The 16,141-nt window shown below is 72.1% G+C and carries 14 protein-coding genes; 4 read left to right on the top strand and 10 right to left on the bottom strand.

Translation table 11 applies throughout. From position 1 onward, the window contains the following. Positions 1-10: 10 nt before the first annotated feature. On the bottom strand, positions 11-406 hold the full coding sequence (locus EFL26_RS16835; RefSeq protein ID WP_123224065.1) for a (deoxy)nucleoside triphosphate pyrophosphohydrolase: 396 nt from the start codon (positions 404-406) through the stop codon (positions 11-13). 38 nt (positions 407-444) lie between these two features. Here EFL26_RS16835 and EFL26_RS16830 point away from each other — a divergent pair, with 38 nt between their 5' ends. Further along, positions 445-1,449, top strand: coding sequence for a hypothetical protein (locus EFL26_RS16830; protein WP_148046754.1), 1,005 nt, complete (start codon positions 445-447; stop codon positions 1,447-1,449). A gap of 1 nt (position 1,450) precedes the next feature. Here the strand turns inward: EFL26_RS16830 and EFL26_RS16825 are convergent, their stop codons facing one another. After that, entirely contained in the window at positions 1,451-2,314 is an 864-nt protein-coding gene (locus EFL26_RS16825) for a thioesterase family protein (RefSeq protein WP_123224063.1), read from the bottom strand. Between the two features lie 58 nt (positions 2,315-2,372). On the opposite strand from EFL26_RS16825, the gene EFL26_RS16820 reads away from it, so the two are divergent. Beyond that, a complete protein-coding gene (locus EFL26_RS16820) occupies positions 2,373-2,963 on the top strand; it encodes a hypothetical protein (RefSeq protein ID WP_148046753.1) in 591 nt (196 codons plus the stop codon). A gap of 84 nt (positions 2,964-3,047) precedes the next feature. Here the strand turns inward: EFL26_RS16820 and EFL26_RS16815 are convergent, their stop codons facing one another. After that, on the bottom strand, positions 3,048-4,220 hold the full coding sequence (locus tag EFL26_RS16815; protein ID WP_221177010.1) for an oxidoreductase: 1,173 nt from the start codon (positions 4,218-4,220) through the stop codon (positions 3,048-3,050). 170 nt (positions 4,221-4,390) lie between these two features. Here EFL26_RS16815 and EFL26_RS16810 point away from each other — a divergent pair, with 170 nt between their 5' ends. After that, positions 4,391-5,638 (top strand): cytochrome P450, encoded by a 1,248-nt coding sequence (locus EFL26_RS16810; RefSeq protein ID WP_123224060.1) that lies wholly within the window; start codon positions 4,391-4,393, stop codon positions 5,636-5,638. A 16-nt stretch (positions 5,639-5,654) separates the two neighbouring features. Here EFL26_RS16810 and EFL26_RS16805 read toward each other — a convergent pair whose 3' ends face one another. Next, positions 5,655-6,296 (bottom strand): TetR/AcrR family transcriptional regulator, encoded by a 642-nt coding sequence (locus EFL26_RS16805; RefSeq protein ID WP_123224059.1) that lies wholly within the window; start codon positions 6,294-6,296, stop codon positions 5,655-5,657. 9 nt (positions 6,297-6,305) lie between these two features. Next, a complete protein-coding gene (locus EFL26_RS16800; RefSeq protein WP_123224058.1) occupies positions 6,306-6,626 on the bottom strand; it encodes a cupin domain-containing protein in 321 nt (106 codons plus the stop codon). A 36-nt stretch (positions 6,627-6,662) separates the two neighbouring features. On the opposite strand from EFL26_RS16800, the gene EFL26_RS16795 reads away from it, so the two are divergent. Beyond that, on the top strand, positions 6,663-6,977 hold the full coding sequence (locus tag EFL26_RS16795; protein ID WP_123224057.1) for a hypothetical protein: 315 nt from the start codon (positions 6,663-6,665) through the stop codon (positions 6,975-6,977). An 8-nt stretch (positions 6,978-6,985) separates the two neighbouring features. Here the strand turns inward: EFL26_RS16795 and EFL26_RS16790 are convergent, their stop codons facing one another. From EFL26_RS16790 to EFL26_RS16770, 5 genes are all read right to left on the bottom strand, one after another. After that, on the bottom strand, positions 6,986-7,567 hold the full coding sequence (locus tag EFL26_RS16790) for an NADPH-dependent FMN reductase (RefSeq protein ID WP_123224056.1): 582 nt from the start codon (positions 7,565-7,567) through the stop codon (positions 6,986-6,988). Between the two features lie 41 nt (positions 7,568-7,608). Next, on the bottom strand, positions 7,609-9,102 hold the full coding sequence (locus tag EFL26_RS16785) for an ArnT family glycosyltransferase (protein WP_148046752.1): 1,494 nt from the start codon (positions 9,100-9,102) through the stop codon (positions 7,609-7,611). Next, positions 9,099-9,875: an SDR family oxidoreductase gene (locus EFL26_RS16780; protein WP_123224054.1), complete on the bottom strand. Its 777-nt coding sequence runs from the start codon at positions 9,873-9,875 to the stop codon at positions 9,099-9,101. Before EFL26_RS16780 ends, EFL26_RS16785 begins: the two co-directional genes overlap by 4 nt. Positions 9,876-9,937: 62 nt before the next feature. Further along, positions 9,938-12,022 carry an oxidoreductase gene (locus tag EFL26_RS16775; protein ID WP_221177008.1) on the bottom strand — a complete coding sequence of 695 codons (2,085 nt, stop codon included), beginning with the start codon at positions 12,020-12,022 and terminating at the stop codon, positions 9,938-9,940. Between the two features lie 100 nt (positions 12,023-12,122). Continuing rightward, positions 12,123-16,058: a VPS10 domain-containing protein gene (locus tag EFL26_RS16770; RefSeq protein ID WP_123224052.1), complete on the bottom strand. Its 3,936-nt coding sequence runs from the start codon at positions 16,056-16,058 to the stop codon at positions 12,123-12,125. Between the last annotated feature and the right edge of the window lie 83 nt (positions 16,059-16,141).

Here is a 16,141-nt window from a genome sequence, read left to right as displayed (position 1 = left end):
GGGCACGACCCTAGTTCTCCGCGCCCAGCGTTTTTCGCAGCGCCTCGACGAACGGACGGTCGGCCGGCAGCCAGTCGACGTCGTCGAGCCGGTCGGCACGCAGCCAGCGGACCGCGTCGTGCTCGCCGTGACGCGGCACGGGCTCCCTGTCGGACAGGGCAGCGGTGGCCACGCGCAGGACCAGGCCGTCGCGGATCTGCACCTCGGGCTCGAGCCAGCCGGTCACGGTGATCCGGCACCCGAGCTCCTCGAGGATCTCGCGCTCGGCCCCCTCGGCCGGCGTCTCGCCCCGATCCACCTTGCCTCCGGGCAGCTCCCACCGACCCGCCGACTCCGCCGGGTAGGAACGCCGAGCGGCGAGGACGCGTCCGCCGTGGACGATCGCGACGCCGACGACCAGCTGCATGGGCGCAGCGTACGGAGTCCGCCACTAGGTTGCTGTTCGTGACCAGGCCGGCCAGCGTCCACCTGCGTCGTACCGAGAGGCACGTCGCCGCGATCGATGCGCTCGTCGACCGGCACGGCGAGCCCGTCGGCGTCGCCGGTGTGCTCGACCACCTCAACCGAAGTGCCGAGCGGACTCCGGTGCCCGGACTGGCCGTCGAGTGGGGATTCCGGTGGGACGACGAGGACGCCGCCTCCGAACGGTGGTGGCCGCAGGGGATCACGAACTCCGCCCACGTCCCGGGCATCGAGCAGCGGCTGCTGGTCATCAGCTGGTACGCCAAGGACGGCCGCGGCAGCCGGATCACCGTGGTCGATCTCGAAACGTTGCGCTACCGCCACGTCCTGCTGGTCGTGCCCGAGATCGAGTCCGGGGCGGCGCGGCTCCGGCCGCTCGCCGTGCATGCCGGGGGTCTGGTGTGGGCCGGCCCCTACCTGTACGTCGCGGGGACACGACGCGGCCTGTTCACCTGCCGGATGGAGGAGATCCTCGAGGTCGAGCCCGGTCGGGAGACCTCCGGCCACCGCTTCGTGCTCCCCGTCCGGTTCGGGTACGACGCCTCGGGCGACGGCGAACCGATGCGGTACTCCTTCCTGTCCCTGGACCGCAGCACGGAGGTGCCGCACCTGGTGGCCGGCGAGTACGCCCGCGGCGACATGACCCGGCGGATCGTGCGGTACCCGCTCGACCCCGGCACGTTCCACCTCGCAGCGGAGGAGGACGGTCTGTCGCGACCGGTCCTCCTCGACGACCGCGGGCTCGGCCACATGCAGGGCGCGGCGATCGTGCGCGGGACCTACTACGTGACCACCAGCCGCGGCCGCTGGAAGCTCGGCGCACTCCAGGTCGGCCACCCGGGCGCCTTCCACGCCCACCGACAGGCGCTCCCGGCCGGCCCGGAGGACCTGTGCTACCGGGAGGACGACGACCTGCTCTGGTCGCTGACCGAGTACCCGGGCCGGCGGTTCGTCTTCAGCGTGCGGCGCGGCGACCTCCGGCCGTGACTCAGGTCCGGGGCTGCAGGGCCAGCTGCCGCGACTGCGCCACCAGCGTGCCGGTGGAGTCCCACACGTCGCAGTCCTCCTCGAACAGGCCGCCCGCGACCGTGCGGGTGCAGTGCCGGACCACGGCCCAGCCCGGCGCCGGCTTGGCCCGCACGTGCGCGGTGAGCTCCAGGGTCGGTGCCCACCCCGGCATGCCGAGGTCGAAGGTGACCGGCGGCAGCGCGTCCACGACCATCAGCAGCGCGATCGGGTCCAGCGGCCGGTGGTCGGCGAGCTCGAACCAGCCCTGGATCACGCCGTTGCGGCTGGGCTTGCCCACCGCCCACATCGCCGTCGCCGGGTCGAGCCGCGTCCCGAAGCGGTCGAGCAGCGGCGCGACGACCTTGAACTCCGGCGGGGCGTCCGAGGACAGCAGGCACTCCTCGAGCGGCGGCAGCTCGGGCACGGGGAGGGCCAGGTGGAGCGCGGCCGCGGCGGCGTCGGTGGTCGCGTCGTGCGCGGCGTCGAGGTCGCCGTACGTCGCCAGCGTGCTGATCCGCGGCACCCGGACGCCGTCCACGTGCTGCACCAGCGTGGCCGCCACCGTCGAGAACCGGCCCCCCGCGCGCACCACCTCGGTCTCCACCGTCGCCGGCCCGGGTACCGAGGCACTCAGGTAGTGCGCGCTCACCGAGAACGGGTCCACGTGCCCGGACGCCGCCAGCCTCTCCCGCACCGCGTTGCCGATCACGGCGAGCAGGTAGCCGCCGTTGACGCCGCCGCCGACGACCCAGCCCGGGTCGAGCTCGGCGGCGTACCCGCCGTCGGGGTGGGCGGTCACGGCGATGCCGCGGTCGAACTCGTAGGTCGTCGGGCGTTCAGGCACGGCTCAGTCCTGTCAGGTACGGTCGCAGGGATTCTCGACGACTCTAGGGGGAGGGTTCGTGTCCCTTCGACGCCTCGTGGGCGCCATCCTTGTCATCCTGCTCACAGCCGCGACCACCGCCGCGTGCGGAGGCAGCGACCGGCCGAGTGCGGGCGCGAGCGCCGGTACGACGACCCCGAGCACCCCGAGCGCCACGGACACCTCCCAGCTCGGGCAGGACGAGCCCGCCGAGCCGAAGGACACCGCGCTCCAGCAGCCCAAGGCCGAGGCCACGATCAAGCCCCAGGCGACCCTCTCCGCGGTGCCGGGAGCCAGCGAGCTGCCGGCCCACGGCTTCCGCTCCGTGCAGGGTTTCCCCGTGCCCCCGGGCGTGAAGGTCAAGGACCCGGGCCCGCTCGACGACACCTGGCAGTTCGACATCCACGCCGCCGACCTCGACAGCGTGATCGCCTTCTACAAGCGGGTGCTGCCCCAGATGGGCTTCCGGGTGCGCCTCGGGGTCTCCTACGAGCTCGGCAACGAGCAGGTCTATTGGGACCTCGTCTTCGACGGCCGCATCTCCGGCACGATGGTCCGCGATCCGAGCAACGGCGTGGTGTTCGTGGTGGTCAACCCGCCGGGCCAGCCCGCGATCGCCGGGGAGAGCTGAGCCCGGCTGTCGCTGGTTGAGCTTGCCGAGACCACCGATGGTTTCGCCAAGTGGTTCCTGAGCCTGCCGAAGGGCTCAACCAGCTCACAGGGAATCGAGCACCGTGCAGCGTGTGCCGGTGTAGATCGTCGGCATGCACTGGTTGCAGTGGATGCAGGCCCCCTCGCTGGCCCGGCCGCCCTGCAGCCGGTGGACCAGGTCGGGCTCGCGGAGCAGGGCGCGGGCCATCGCGACGAACTCGAAGCCCTCCGCCATCGCGCGCTCCATCGTGGCGCGGGTGTTGATCCCGCCGAGCATGATCAGCGGCAGGTTCACCGCCATCCGGAAGGTCAGCGCCTTCTCGCGCAGGAACGCCTCCTCGAACGGGTACTCCTTGAAGAACCCCTTGCCCAGGGGGGTCTTCATCCCCCACCGCACCAGCGGAGGCATGTTCGCGGCGAACTCCTGGCGCGGGACGTCGCCGCGGAACAGGTACATCGGGTTCAGCAGCGAGCTGCCGGCGCTCAGCTCGAGCGCGTCCAGGTGGCCGTCGGCCTCGAGCATCTGGGCGAACTCCACGCTCTCCGGCATCGAGAACCCGGCCCGGGACCCCTCGGTCATGCCGACCTTGGCGGTGACTGCGACCGCGTCACCCACCTCCTCGCGTACGACGCGCGCCACCTGGCGGGCGAACCGCGCGCGGTTCTCCAGCGAGCCGCCCCAGCCGTCCTTGCGGCGGTTCTGCCCGGGAGCGAGGAACGAGCTGAGCAGGTAGCCGTGGGCCATGTGGATCTCGAGCACGTCGAAGCCGGCGTCGACCATGATCCGCGCGGCCCGCACGTAGTCGCGCGTGATCCGGGTGATGTCGGACTCGGTGGCGGATCGGATCATCTGCATGCTCAGCGGCGAGGGCATCCGGGACGCGGCGAGCGCGTGCACGCCGTTGGAGCGGCCGTTCGCGACCGGGCCCGCGTGACCCAGCTGCCCGGCGATCTTCGCCCCGGTCTCGTGCACGGCGTCGGCAAGGCGGGCGAGTCCGGCCGCCGAGCCGGCGTCGACCGTGATCACCTCCCGGTGGGTGCGCCCCTCCGGCGCGACCGCCAGGTAGGCGACCGTGGTGAGCCCGACCCCGCCCCGGCAGGGCGCGAGGTGGAAGTCGATCAGCTCGTCGGTCACCTGCCCGTGCGGCGTACGGCCCTCGAAGGTCGCTGCCTTGACCACCCGGTTGCGCAGCCGGACCGGACCGAGCTCGGCGGGCGCGAAGACGTCTGGAACCACCTTCAGAACTATAACGTGTTTCAGTTTCTCGCGATGCGCTGATCCGACAGCAGGGGTGACGCCGGTCCGTCTCCCTCGTCGGGACGTCAGGGCCTGTGACCCGGACCACGTTCGTGCTACCGTCGACTCCGCTATTTGCTCGCTTGACCAAATACCAGGAGAACGACGGCATGACGACCATCGACCAGCCGCTGCCCACGGTGGACCTCACCGACCCCGACCTGCTCAGCCAGGGCATGCCCCACGAGCAGTTCCGGGCGTTCCGCGAGACCTCTCCGATCCACTGGGTCGAGCAGGAGCAGGCGGCGCGCCACGGCATGGCCACCGAGGCGGGCAACGGCTACTACGCGCTCACCCGCCACGCCGACGTCGCGGCGGTGTCGAAGAACAGCAAGGTCTTCTCGAGCTGGGAGAACGGCGCGATCATCCGCTTCCCGGCGGGCATCGAGCGCGAGATGGTCGAGATGCAGCGCGTGATCATCATCAACCAGGACGCACCCGAGCACACGCACACCCGGCGGATCGTGTCGCGGGCCTTCACCCCCCGCGCGGTCGGCGGCCTCGACGAGGTCATGCACCAGCGTGCCGAGGACATCGTGCGCACGGCCCTCGAGAAGGGCGAGGTCGACTTCGTCACGGAGGTCGCCGCCGAGCTTCCGCTGCAGGTGATCGCCGACCTGCTCGGCGTGCCCCAGGAGGACCGCGGCAAGCTCTTCGAGTGGTCGAACCAGATGATGTCCGGCGAGGACCCCGAGTACGCCGGCCAGTCCGACGTCGCGTCCGCCGAGATCCTCGGCTACGCGATGGCGATGGCCGCGGACCGGCTCGCGCACCCGCGTGAGGACCTGGTCACCCAGCTCGTGCACGCCGACAAGGACGGTCGCGGCCTGACCGAGGACGAGTTCGGCTTCTTCGTGATCGCGCTGACCGTGGCCGGCAACGAGACCACGCGCAACGCGATGGCGCACGGCATGAACTCCTTCCTCGACCACCCCGACCAGTGGGAGCTGTTCAAGCGCGAGCGCCCGACCGCGACCATGGTCGACGAGGTGATCCGCTGGGCCACGCCCGTCAACGTGTTCCAGCGCACGGCCCTCGAGGACGTCGAGCTGAACGGCGTACGGGTGCGGAAGGGGCAGCGGGTGGCGCTGTTCTACGGCGCGGCGAACTTCGACCCCGAGGTGTTCGACGACCCCTACGCGTTCGACATCCGGCGCGACCCGAACCCCCACCTCTCCTTCGGCGGCCACGGCGCGCACTACTGCATCGGCGCGAACCTCGCCCGGATGGAGGTCGGGGCGATCTTCAACGCGCTCGCCGACATCGCGCCCCGGGTGACGCGTCTGGCCGAGGCCGACCGGCTGCGGCACAGCTGGATCAACGGGATCAAGCACCTCCGGGTCGGCCTCGACGCCTGACCCGGCCCGGCTCGTCTCAGCGGGCCTCGAGGCCGCCGGCGGTGAACACCGCCAGCTGCTCGACGTACGCCGGGTCGAGGCCGCTGGGCCCGATCGGGCGACCGTAGCCACCGAGGTCGGCCCCGGCCAGCGCGGTCAGCATCGAGAACATCGCGATGCCGGCCCGCTGGCTGACCACCGTGTCGCGCAGCCCGGGCACCGACGACGCCGCGCCCAGGAACAGCGCGGTCACGTCGACCTGGTCCACCAGCTCGCGCATCACGATCTCGTCCTCGTTGAGGGCGAGCGTGACCAGGATCTTCAGCCAGCGCACCGCGCGCACCGGCTCGCGGTCGAGCTCCTCGACGAACGGCACCAGCACGGCGTCGACGAGGTCGCGGGCGGTCAGGTCGGCCCGGTCCTGCAGCGCGACGATGCGCCGCCGCACGTCGTCGCCGACCGGGCGGCCGCGGCGGAGCACGACCGCCTCCAGCAGCGCCCGCTTCGACGGGAAGTGGTGGGTCAGCGCGGCCGGCGCCACCCCTGCAGCCCGCGCCACCGCACGCAGCGAGACCACCTCGACGCCGGCGGTGCCGAACAGCTCCTCGGCGGTGTCGAGCAGGGCCTCGCGGACGTCGACGTCGACCCGGGGGCCTCGTCGGCGGGGCGTGGCGCTCACCCGCTCACCCTAGGGCGTCAGGAGCATGGTGACCGTCAGTGTCGAGTCCTCGACCGCGGCGACCGAGTGGCGCAGCATCGCCGGGAGGTGCAGCAGGTCGCCGGGCCGCAGCTCGACCTCGCCGGCGTCGTGGGTCAGCCGGAGGTGCCCGGCCAGCGCCTGGATCAGCACGGGGTGGTGGGCCTGGTGCTCGTGCAGCTCCTGACCCGCGGCGAACTCGAAGGCGACCACGTGTGCCTCCGGAACCTTCAGCACGTGCTCTGCCCGGGGCTTGTCGTCGAACGGCTCGAGCTTGCCGATCAGGCCCGTGACGTACGTCGCGTCGCTCACGGGTGTGAATCTACGCGCGCTGGCTACCTTGCCTGCATGACGACAACCTCCCCGAAGACCGAGACGCCCGCGCGACCGGCGTTCCCCTCGCCCCAGTGGTGGGTCCGCGACCGCCACGGGAACCTCGCGGTCGCGCAGCCCCCCAACCCTGCGCTCGTCGTCTGGCTGCTCAGCGTGGTCGTCGGCTGGACCGGACTGCTCGACTCGCACCGCGAGCACGTCGTGACGACGATCGGGCAGGGCGCCCTGGTCGCCTGGTCGCTGGACGAGCTGCTCCGCGGCTCGTCGCCCGTGCGCCGCGTGCTCGGTGCCGTCGTGCTCGTGGGGATGCTGGTCCGGCTGCTCGGCTGAGCCGAAGCTCACACGCCGGAGCCGACCCGCAGCGTGCGCACCGCGGCGCTCATCTCGACCAGCTGGTCGAGCATCGTCTGCAGCTCGCCCTCGCGGCGGTCCAGCGGCCGGAACTCGCCGTCCTTCCAGTCCTCGAAGACCAGTAGGGACACCTGGGCACGCACGTCGGTGATCATCAGGTTCGCTGCGATCGTCCGCCACTGCTCGACAGCGCGGACACCGCCGTCCGCGCCGTACGAGACGAAGCCGATCGCCTTGTTCGCCCACTCCGGCCCGAGCACGTCGACGGCGTTCTTCAGGGCGGCGGGGACGCCGTGGTTGTACTCCGGCGTGACGAAGACGAAGCCGTCGTAGGAGTCGATCGCCTCGCTCCAGCGGCGGGTCTGGGGCACCTCGTACTCGCGGTCGGCCGCGGCAGGCACGGTCGGCTCGTCGAGCAGCGGCAGGTCGTAGTCCTCGAGCTCGAGCAGGTCGAACTCCACCCTGCCCGGCACGTCGTCGCGCTGCTGGGCCTGGTCGTTCACCCAGCGACCCACGGTCGTGCCCTTGCGTCCGGGACGGGTGCTTCCGACGATGATCGCGATCTTCATGATGACCCTGTTACCCGCATGCGGCGGCTCATGCGGGCGCTTCATCCCAGGTGGGTGAACGACGGCCACAGCTCGCGCCACGAACGTGCGGGCACGCACCACCGGAGCACCGTGCCGTTCTCGTCGTTGTCGACGTCCGACGGGCTGCTGATCCGGCCCAGCGTGCGCAGATCCGTGCAGCTGTCCGCGAGCAGTGCGGGATCCTCACCGATCACGAGGGCGGGTGTCTTGCCGGGCGGGTGGCCCCACGCGGCGTACCCGTTGTGGCCGCTGTACGCCGAGGGCAGCCCGAGCGGTCCGCCGTACCGGTCGATCGCCCCGGCCTGCCCGTAGTTCGACGTGACGATCGCGGTGCCCGGCGGGAGGCCGGCGTACGCGTCGGCGACCTGGCGGGTGAACCGGGGCCAGCCGATGGTCTCGCCGGCGTCGTAGTTCACGGCGATCACGGGGTCGACCGCCGAGACCGGCAGCAGCGGCAGCGTGAAGACCAGCGCCGGGGTGCTGAGCACGAGGACCGCGGCCACCACCCAGGGCCGGCCGACCCGGTCCAGGAACGGCTGGGCGCCGGCCGCGAACAGCAAGGGAAACAGCCCGGCCAGGTAGTAGGGCTTCCCGCCGGTCAGCACGAAGACGACCAGCAGCAGCACGAAGGCGACCGCGAAGCACCGCAGCACCCGGTCGCGACCCAGCCGCACCAGACCGAAGAGCCAGACCGGCACCAGCCACGGCCCGACCTCGAGCAGCAGCAGCGGGAGGAACGCGACCCGCGAGGCCGACGACCCGCTGTCGCCGCGCGCGATGCCCCGAGCGACGTCGAGCTGGGGCCAGCCGTGAGCGCCCTGCCAGACCAGGTAGGGCAGCCCGACGAGCAGCGCGAGCACCGCCGCGATCCACGGCCAGGGCGAGCGCAACAGCGTCCGCGGTCCGGCGACGAGCACCCCGGCCACGAACCCGGCGAGCAGGAAGCCGACCAGCACGTTGGCCTGCAGGGTGATCCCCGCGACCACGCCGGCGTACAGCCACAGCCGGGCGCCACCGCCCTGCAGGAGCCGGAGCAGGAGGTAGGTCAGCAGCGTCCAGCCGATCAGGTCGAACGTCGAGGTGCTCAGCAAGTGGCCCATGCCGAGCACGAACCCGCAGATCCCGGTGGTCACCGCAGCGAGGACCTGACCGGCCGGGGCAGCGCCGAGTCGGCGGGCCATCGCCCCCGACAGTGCGACCACGGTCGCGGCGATCAGCGTCGAGGGCAGCCGCAGCGTCATCGGCGAGTCGGGCAGGAGGAGCGACATCAGCCGTGCGGCGGCCGGGACGAGCGGGGGCTGGTCGGGGTAGCCCCAGGCGAGGTGGCGGCCCGCCTCCAGGAAGTACAGCTCGTCGCGGTGGTAGCCGTAGCGGCCGGAGGTGAGCAGCATCAGCAGGCCGCCCGTGGCCGCGACCACGAGCTCGGGCCGGGTGCGCACCAGGCCCTGCCACCGACCCGGCCGGGCCGGGCTCGACCCGCTCGGCGCGGAGTCGTCCGCAGACGTGTCGGTCACGGCGACGACGCGACGTTCGAGTGCCGGAACCACGTCTGGAAGTCAGGTCCGCCGAGGACGGCGTCGGGTCCGGGAAGCAGTGCGCCGCCGGCGAGGACCGCGCTCACCGGTGCGGGCTCGACGTGGAGCCCCGGGACGTCACGCGTCGCGAACGCAGCCGCCAGGTCGCAGAACCGCTCGACCCGTGGACCGGCGACCTCGACGACCGGCTCGTCGACCGTGCCGGTGGCCACGTCGAGCAGCGTGTCGACCACGACCTCGAGGGCAACCGGCTGGACCGGCATCTCGGCGACGCGGGACGTGTCCCCCTCGCGCAGCGCGAGGAGCAGCACCCTGGCCAGGTCGTGGAACTGCGCGGCCCGCACAATCCGTACGCCGGGCGCGTGCTCTCGCGTCGCCTGCTCGTGGGCCCACTTGGCGCGGTAGTGGTCCTCGGGTCCGCGACCGGCGGGCTCGCGCGGCGCCCGGCCGATGCGGTCGACGCCGATGATCGAGAGCAGCACCGTCCGGGACACCCCGGCCGAGCGGGCCGCCTCGCCCAGGTTCGTGGCGACCGCCGTGAAGAACGCGGCGGAGGCCTCCTCCTCACGCAGGGCCGTCCGGGTCACGTCGACGACGACGTCGGCCCCGGCCAGCAGCGCCGGGTCGACGGGCGCCGTCAGGTCGACCCCGGTGCTGCGCGCGAGGCGCACCACGTCGTGACCGGTACGGGCTGCCGCCTCCGCGAGGGGCGAGCCGACCTGGCCGGTGGCTCCGGCGATCGCGATCCTCATCCGCACCTCCTGGACCCGAGTGTCGAGGGGGTGGCGACGACGGGGCAAGGCGATAACGCCGGTCAGAGCGCGAGCGCCACCCGGGCGGCGTCCTCGGTCGCCTTGCGGATCAGGCCGAGGCCGCTGCAGTCGCCGATCGGGGCGATCTCGACTTCGGGCAGCCGAGCGACCAGCGCGTCGTGCAGGCGCAGGTCGGGCTGCAGGGTCCCCGCGAGCAGCACCGTGTCCGCCGGGAGGTGCCGCGAGGAGCCGCCCGCCGGACGGAACCACAGTCCGTCCGGGACGATCCGCTCGACCTCTGCCGTGACGTGCACGGTGACGCCGAGCCGGTCGAGCCGGTGCATGTGCTCGGTGCGTCGCTTCCATCCGACCTCGGGCGCGATCGTGTCGCCGTGCTCGAGGACGGACACCAGCCGCCCCCGGTCGGCGAGGAACTCGGCCAGCTCGACGGCGACCAGGTCACCGCCGACGACGGCGACGCGGCGACCGAGGGGCAGCCAGGCACGGCTGGCCGCGCGCACCACGCCGGGCCGCACCAGGTGCCGGCCCACGCCAGCGACCAGGCGGGCGCCCAGGCGCCGGCCGAGCGGTTGACCGGGATCGCTGCGACCGGCCAGCAGCTCGCGCAGGTCGACGCCGCGCTCCACGAGCGGGAGGTCGTCCCCGGGCAGGGACCGCACCTCGACCCGCCCGCCGGTCGCGACCACCACCGCGTCCGGCCGGTACGCCGCGACGTCGGCCGCCGTGACCTCGCACCCGAGCTCGACCCGCACCCCGCTCTGCTCGACCTCGGCGCGGAGGTGGTGGAGGAACGGCTCGTTCTCCGGGTGCACCACGGACGCCCACAGCAGCGCCCCGCCGAGCTGGTGTGCCCGCTCCAGCAGCACGACGTCGTGGCCGCGACCCGCTGCCACTCGCGCGGCCTCCATGCCGGCCGGCCCGCCGCCCACCACGACGACACGCTTGCGTCGGCGCGTCGGCCCGACCGCGAGCTCACGCTCCCTGCCGGTCAGCGGGTTGACCGCACAGTCGACGGAGAACCGATGCTCCAGGGCGTCGATGCAGTTCTCGCAGGAGATGCACCGGCGTACGCGACCTCCCGTCGCGAGCTTGACCCCGAGCGCGTCGTCGGCGAGCCAGGGCCGACCCATCGCGACGAAGTCCGCGCGGCCGTCCGCGAGCACCCGCTCGGCGAGGGCGGGGTCGTGCAGCCGGCCGACCGCGATCACCGGCACGTCGACGACCTCCTTGACCGCGGCGGCCGCACCGACGTTGAGCCCGTCGCCGTCGTCGGCCCCGTTGACCATCTGGGTGACCAGCCGGTCGATGACCCCGCCGCTGACGTGGAACGCGTCGACGCCCGCCTCGACGAGCATCGGCGCCACCTGCGCGGTCTCGTACATCGGTCGACCGCCGGCCACCCGCTCGAAGCCGGAGATCCGCAGCGTCACCGGGAAGTCCGGCCCGACCTCGGCACGGATCGCGGCCAGGGCCTCGAGCACGATCCGGTAGCGACCCGCGATCGTGTCGCCGCGGTAGGCGTCGGTGCGCCGGTTGCGCTGGGGGGCGAGGAAGGACCCGAGCATCATGTAGCCGTGCGCGGCGTGCAGCTCGATGCCGTCGTACCCGGCTTCGCAGGCGCGGTGGACGGCGGCCCGGTAGCGGTCCAGCACCTCGCCCAGCTGCGCGGTCGTGATCTCCTCCGACGGCCGTCCGGTCAGGTACGACGGGATCACCGACGGGCCCAGCGAGGTCGCTCCGTGCATCTCCGGACCCAGCCCGTCCGGGCCGGCGTGCACGATCTGCGGCTGGATCCTCGCTCCGTGCGCGTGGACCGCCTCGACCAGCGCCCGGTGCGCCGGCACCGCCGCGTCGGCGCCGAGGTGCAACCCGCCCGGCGTCTCGGGGTGCTCGTGGTCGACGCCGGTCGCGCCGACCGTGATCAGGCCCGCGCCTCCGCGCGCACGGGCCTCGAAGTAGGCGATCGTCCGCTCCGACGGCAGTCCCTCCGGAGTGCCGTACATGGTCTCCATCGGGGACATCACCAGCCGGTTGCGGATCTCCATCCGGCCGATCCGCCCCGGCCGGAGCAGGTGCTCGAAGGACGCCCTGCGCCCGGCCGGTGGAAGGGATGGGTCTGTGGGCACGGCTGAGGCTCGCACACGTGGCGCGAGGAGCTCAAGGCTTCTCATAGAGGGGTCGATGGGCTCGGCCGACAGGGAGGTGCCGGCCGAGCCCCGACCCCGGTCAGCTGCCGAACCAGGTGAGCGCCGACTGCACCAGAGCCGCCTTGTCGGCTGCCGAGCCGTACGCCTCCACCGGGAACGCCAGGAACATCACCTTGTAGCTGCCGTCGGCGACCGTCAGTGCGTCGGTCGCGCCGCCGTCGTCGGTGAAGGCCGACGTCGCCGGACCGGTCGGCGTGATCTGGTCCTCGAAGTTGGCACCCAGCACGGAGTGGTCGAGCGGAACCGCACCGATCGCACCCGTCACCGGGTTGCCGCTCACTCCGTGCACGTCGGCCGTGGCCTTGTCGTTCTGCGCCTCGGAGCCGTCCCAGCTGATGTGCAGGTAGTTCCGCACGAACGCCGTGGTGCCCGCTGCCTGGTCGAGGATGTCCTGGCCGGACATCATCAGGTGACCGCCACCGTCCAGGTACGCCGCCAGCTCGGTCTCGTAGGGGCCGAGCGGTGCCGGGTAGCTGTTACCGGTGAACCACACGATCGTCTGGTGAGCGGCGAGGTACGACTCCGGGACTGCCGGGTCGGCGGCGAGGTCCCAGTAGCTGTAGTCGACGCCGTCGGTGGTCAGCGCGGCCTGGTAGTACGGCGCCGAGTCGACCGGGTCGTTCGTGTCCTGGTCGACGAGCAGCGTGTCCTTCGCCACGGCGATGGTCCGCAGCGTCGCGGATCCGGTCACGGAGGAGTCGGACGTCGACGTCGCCGTGAACGAGGTGTCGTTCGTGGCGTTGTCGGCCGCGTCGGCCGGCACGTCGACCTTGACGCAGACGTCGACCGTGTCACCGGCGGCCACGCTCGGCGTCGTCGTGAGCGGCGTGGTGCACGAGCCGTCGTACACGGATGCGGGCCAGCTGCCCCCGGACGCCGACACCGCGTAGGTGTCCGTCTGGTAGCCGTCGTTGGTGATGTGCTCCGTGAACGTCGCGCTCTGACCGACCTTCGCGCCCTCGAGGCCCGACGTCGGCTCGATCGTGGCGGCGTGGGCCGGCGCGATCCGGGTCGTGTGCGGGCTGCCGGTCGCCGCGACGCCGTTCACGTCCTTGACGACGATCCCGTCGTTGGTGATCGCCGAGATCGAGCTCGAGAGGTTCGGGTCGATGCGCGCGCTGTAGGTCACCGAGACGCTGCCACCCGCCGGGACGGTGAGGTTGTCCCAGTGGACCGCCTTGCCGCCCAGGTAGCCGCCGGAGCCCGCGGACACGAACGAGGTGTGCGCCGGCACCGGATCGGTGATCGAGACACCCGCGTCATCGGCGTTGCCGATGTTCTTCACGGTGATCGTGTAGGCGATCGTGCTGCCCGGTCCGACGGGCTTGCCCGAGTCGGTCTTGGACACGACGAGCGCCCGCCGCGGCGTCGCGTTGGTGAGCGTGTAGCTCCCGCGACCGTGGGTGCCGGCCACGAGCACACCGTGGGTGGCGTCGTAGTCCAGCTGCCACACCGCGACGTTCGGCAGCCCTGAGCCGAGGGCGAACCACTTGCTCCCGCCGTTGGTCGAAAGGAAAGCGCCCACGTCGGTCGCGGCGTAGAGCGTGTGCGCGTCCGCCGGGTCGACGACGACCGAGTTGACCGGCGCGTCGGGCAGGTTGTTGGTGATGTTCGCCCAGTGCTGGCCACCGTCCGTGGTCGCGAAGAGGTGGCCGCTGTTGCCCGGCGTCGCAGCGCTGAAGCCGCCGTACGCGGCGTAGGCGATGCGCCAGTTCGAGCGGTCCACGGTGATCTGGTTCACCGGGCGGTCGGGCAGCGTGCCCACTCCGACGCGGGTCCAGCTCGGCGAGTCGGAGATCACGGCGTTGGGGCTGACCTGGATCCAGCCCTCGTCGGTCCCGGCGTACACCCCCTCACCGCCGTCGGCCACGCCGACCGCGGAGATGAGGCAGCCCCGGGCGCCGTTCGGCGCCGACCCCGAGCAGCCGCTCGTGAGGTCACCGCTGATCGGTGTCCACGTCACGTCCCCGGCGTTCGCCGCCTCCGCGTTGTCGGTGCGGTACATCCGGTAGGTGCCGAGGAACATCTGGTCGACGTCGCCGCGGTTCTGCACCCAGGGGATGTAGAACTCGGCACGGTCGTGCGTGTCGATGCCACCGTCGATCGGCTCGTTGCCGAAGAAGGTGTTGGTCTCGGACGGGCCGTACCGGTAGATCGAGGTGCCGGTGTAGGTGCCGAAGACGTAGGCAGGCACACCGGGGTTCACGGTGTTGGGCGTCGTCTGGTCGACGATCACCTGGCCGCCGTCACCGCTGGCCTGGTCGAACCACCGCTGGTTGGCGAGGGACTTTCGCAGCGTGCCGTTGTCCTGCGTGCCGCCCCAGAACTGACCGGCGATCTTCGGGACCGTCGCGATCGACGAGAACTGCGTGATGGCCAGGCCGGTCGAGTGGACGAGCGCGGCCGTGGCGGGGTTCACCGTGCCGTTGAGGTTCTGCCAGTCGGCCGTGGAGAGCGGCGAACCCGCGACGTTGCGCCCGCCGCCGGTGTGCGACTCCCACACGCCGCCGTCGTTGCCGATCGCGATGTGGGAGGTGTCGTTGGCCTGGAAGGCGAAGGCGTGGAAGTCGGGGTGCAGGTCGTACCCCAGGTTCTTCCAGGTGGCGCCGCCGTCGGTCGAGCGGTAGACGCCGCCGGACTGCGGGCTGTTGCTGTAGCCGTACGAGCCGAGCGCGTAGACGACGTTCGGGTTCGTCGGGTCGGGCTGCAGCGCGTTGTCGTAGAAGCACTGGGTGCCGCAGTAGTTGGCGATCGAGTTCGTGCCCGTACCGGTGCCCGTCTGGGCCCAGGACGCCCCGCCGTCGGTCGACTTGAACACGCGCGCGGTGTGGTAGGCGTCGGAGAGGTCGAACCAGTCGAAGCCGGCGTAGAGCGTCGCGGCGGCGTCGCCGGCCGGGTGCGAGATACCGAGCGAGAACCGCGTGCCGCCCTCGAGGAAGTTCCCGGCGGGCAGACCGGTCATCGCGGTCGCCCAGGTGTGGCCGCCGTCGGTGGACTTGTAGATCGCGTCGCCCCAGAACGAGGCGAACAGCACGTTCGGGTCCCGCGGGTCCATCACGAGGTCGGTCGCGCCGTGCAGCTGGTCGGTCGTCCCCTTGCGCAGCGTCCAGGTCGCGCCGCCGTCGGTCGACTCGTACACGCCGTACGGCTGGTCGGACGGCTTGGTCGTGCGGTGGTTGCCGCCGCGACCGCGCACGGTCGATGCGTACACGTGCTGGGGGTTGGTCGGGTCGACCACGATGTCGCTGACCGCCTGGCCGGTGAACAGCGTCGAGACGTGCGTCCAGGTCTGGCCGCCGTCGGTCGAGCGGTAGAAGCCGTCGCCGTAGTAGCTGTCGCCGGAGAGCGCTCCCTCACCGGAGCCCATGTAGACGATGTGGTCGTCGCTCGGCGCGAGGGCCAGCGCCCCGACGGCCTGGCTGTCGCTGGCGCTGGTGCGCGGCGTCCAGGTGGCCGACGTCGCGTTGTAGGTCCACACGCCACCCTGGGCGGCACCCAGGATGATCGTCCCGTCGTTGCGGATGACCAGCGCGCCGATGCGGCCGGACACCGCCTGGAAGGCGTTCGTGGTCCGCCCGTTCTGGACGATGGGGTTCGGCCCCTGCTGCGTCCAGGCTCCGCCGCGCGTCGCGCCTGCCGGCGCCGCCGTGGGCGTGTTGCGGGCCGCCTTCACCGCGTTGCCTCGCAGGGTCGCGGCCTGGGTGAGCGTGATCGGGTTGTCACCGGAGAGCAGCCGGCTCCAGTAGTAGGCGTCGCGGAGCTTGTCGATGCCCTCCTGGGACTCGTCGACGCCGTTGAACTCGTCGGCGATCTCCCCCTTGGGGGTGAGCAGCACCGGGGTGTCGTCGGCCGTGGGCGAGCTGTGCGCCGGCACGGCGACCGCCGCGAGGAACGCGCCCGCCATCGCGAGGACGGTCGTCGGGACGAGCAGGCGAAGTCGAGACGGAACGGTCATGGGTGCCCCCGAGAACGATGGACCGCTGATGCGGGTCGATCAGCCAAGCGGCACTCTCCGCGCATTCTGCGCGAATCTCAAGC

Origin of the sequence: Nocardioides pocheonensis (genome assembly GCF_003725535.1) — a bacterium.
In the GTDB taxonomy this organism is placed as follows: Bacteria; Actinomycetota; Actinomycetes; order Propionibacteriales; family Nocardioidaceae; genus Marmoricola; species Marmoricola pocheonensis.
The sequence above is the reverse complement of the archived record's forward strand: the minus strand, read 5'-3'. Positions and strand labels throughout refer to the sequence as shown.

What these genes read in the sequence shown, in the direction of transcription:
- EFL26_RS16835 (WP_123224065.1), bottom strand. Translation starts at nt 406, where the DNA reads ATGCAGCTGGTCGTCGGCGTCGCGATCGTCCACGGCGGACGCGTCCTC.
- EFL26_RS16810 (WP_123224060.1), top strand. Translation starts at nt 4,391, where the DNA reads ATGACGACCATCGACCAGCCGCTGCCCACGGTGGACCTCACCGACCCC.
- EFL26_RS16795 (WP_123224057.1), top strand. Translation starts at nt 6,663, where the DNA reads ATGACGACAACCTCCCCGAAGACCGAGACGCCCGCGCGACCGGCGTTC.
- EFL26_RS16790 (WP_123224056.1), bottom strand. Translation starts at nt 7,567, where the DNA reads ATGAAGATCGCGATCATCGTCGGAAGCACCCGTCCCGGACGCAAGGGC.
- EFL26_RS16780 (WP_123224054.1), bottom strand. Translation starts at nt 9,875, where the DNA reads ATGAGGATCGCGATCGCCGGAGCCACCGGCCAGGTCGGCTCGCCCCTC.
- EFL26_RS16770 (WP_123224052.1), bottom strand. Translation starts at nt 16,058, where the DNA reads ATGACCGTTCCGTCTCGACTTCGCCTGCTCGTCCCGACGACCGTCCTC.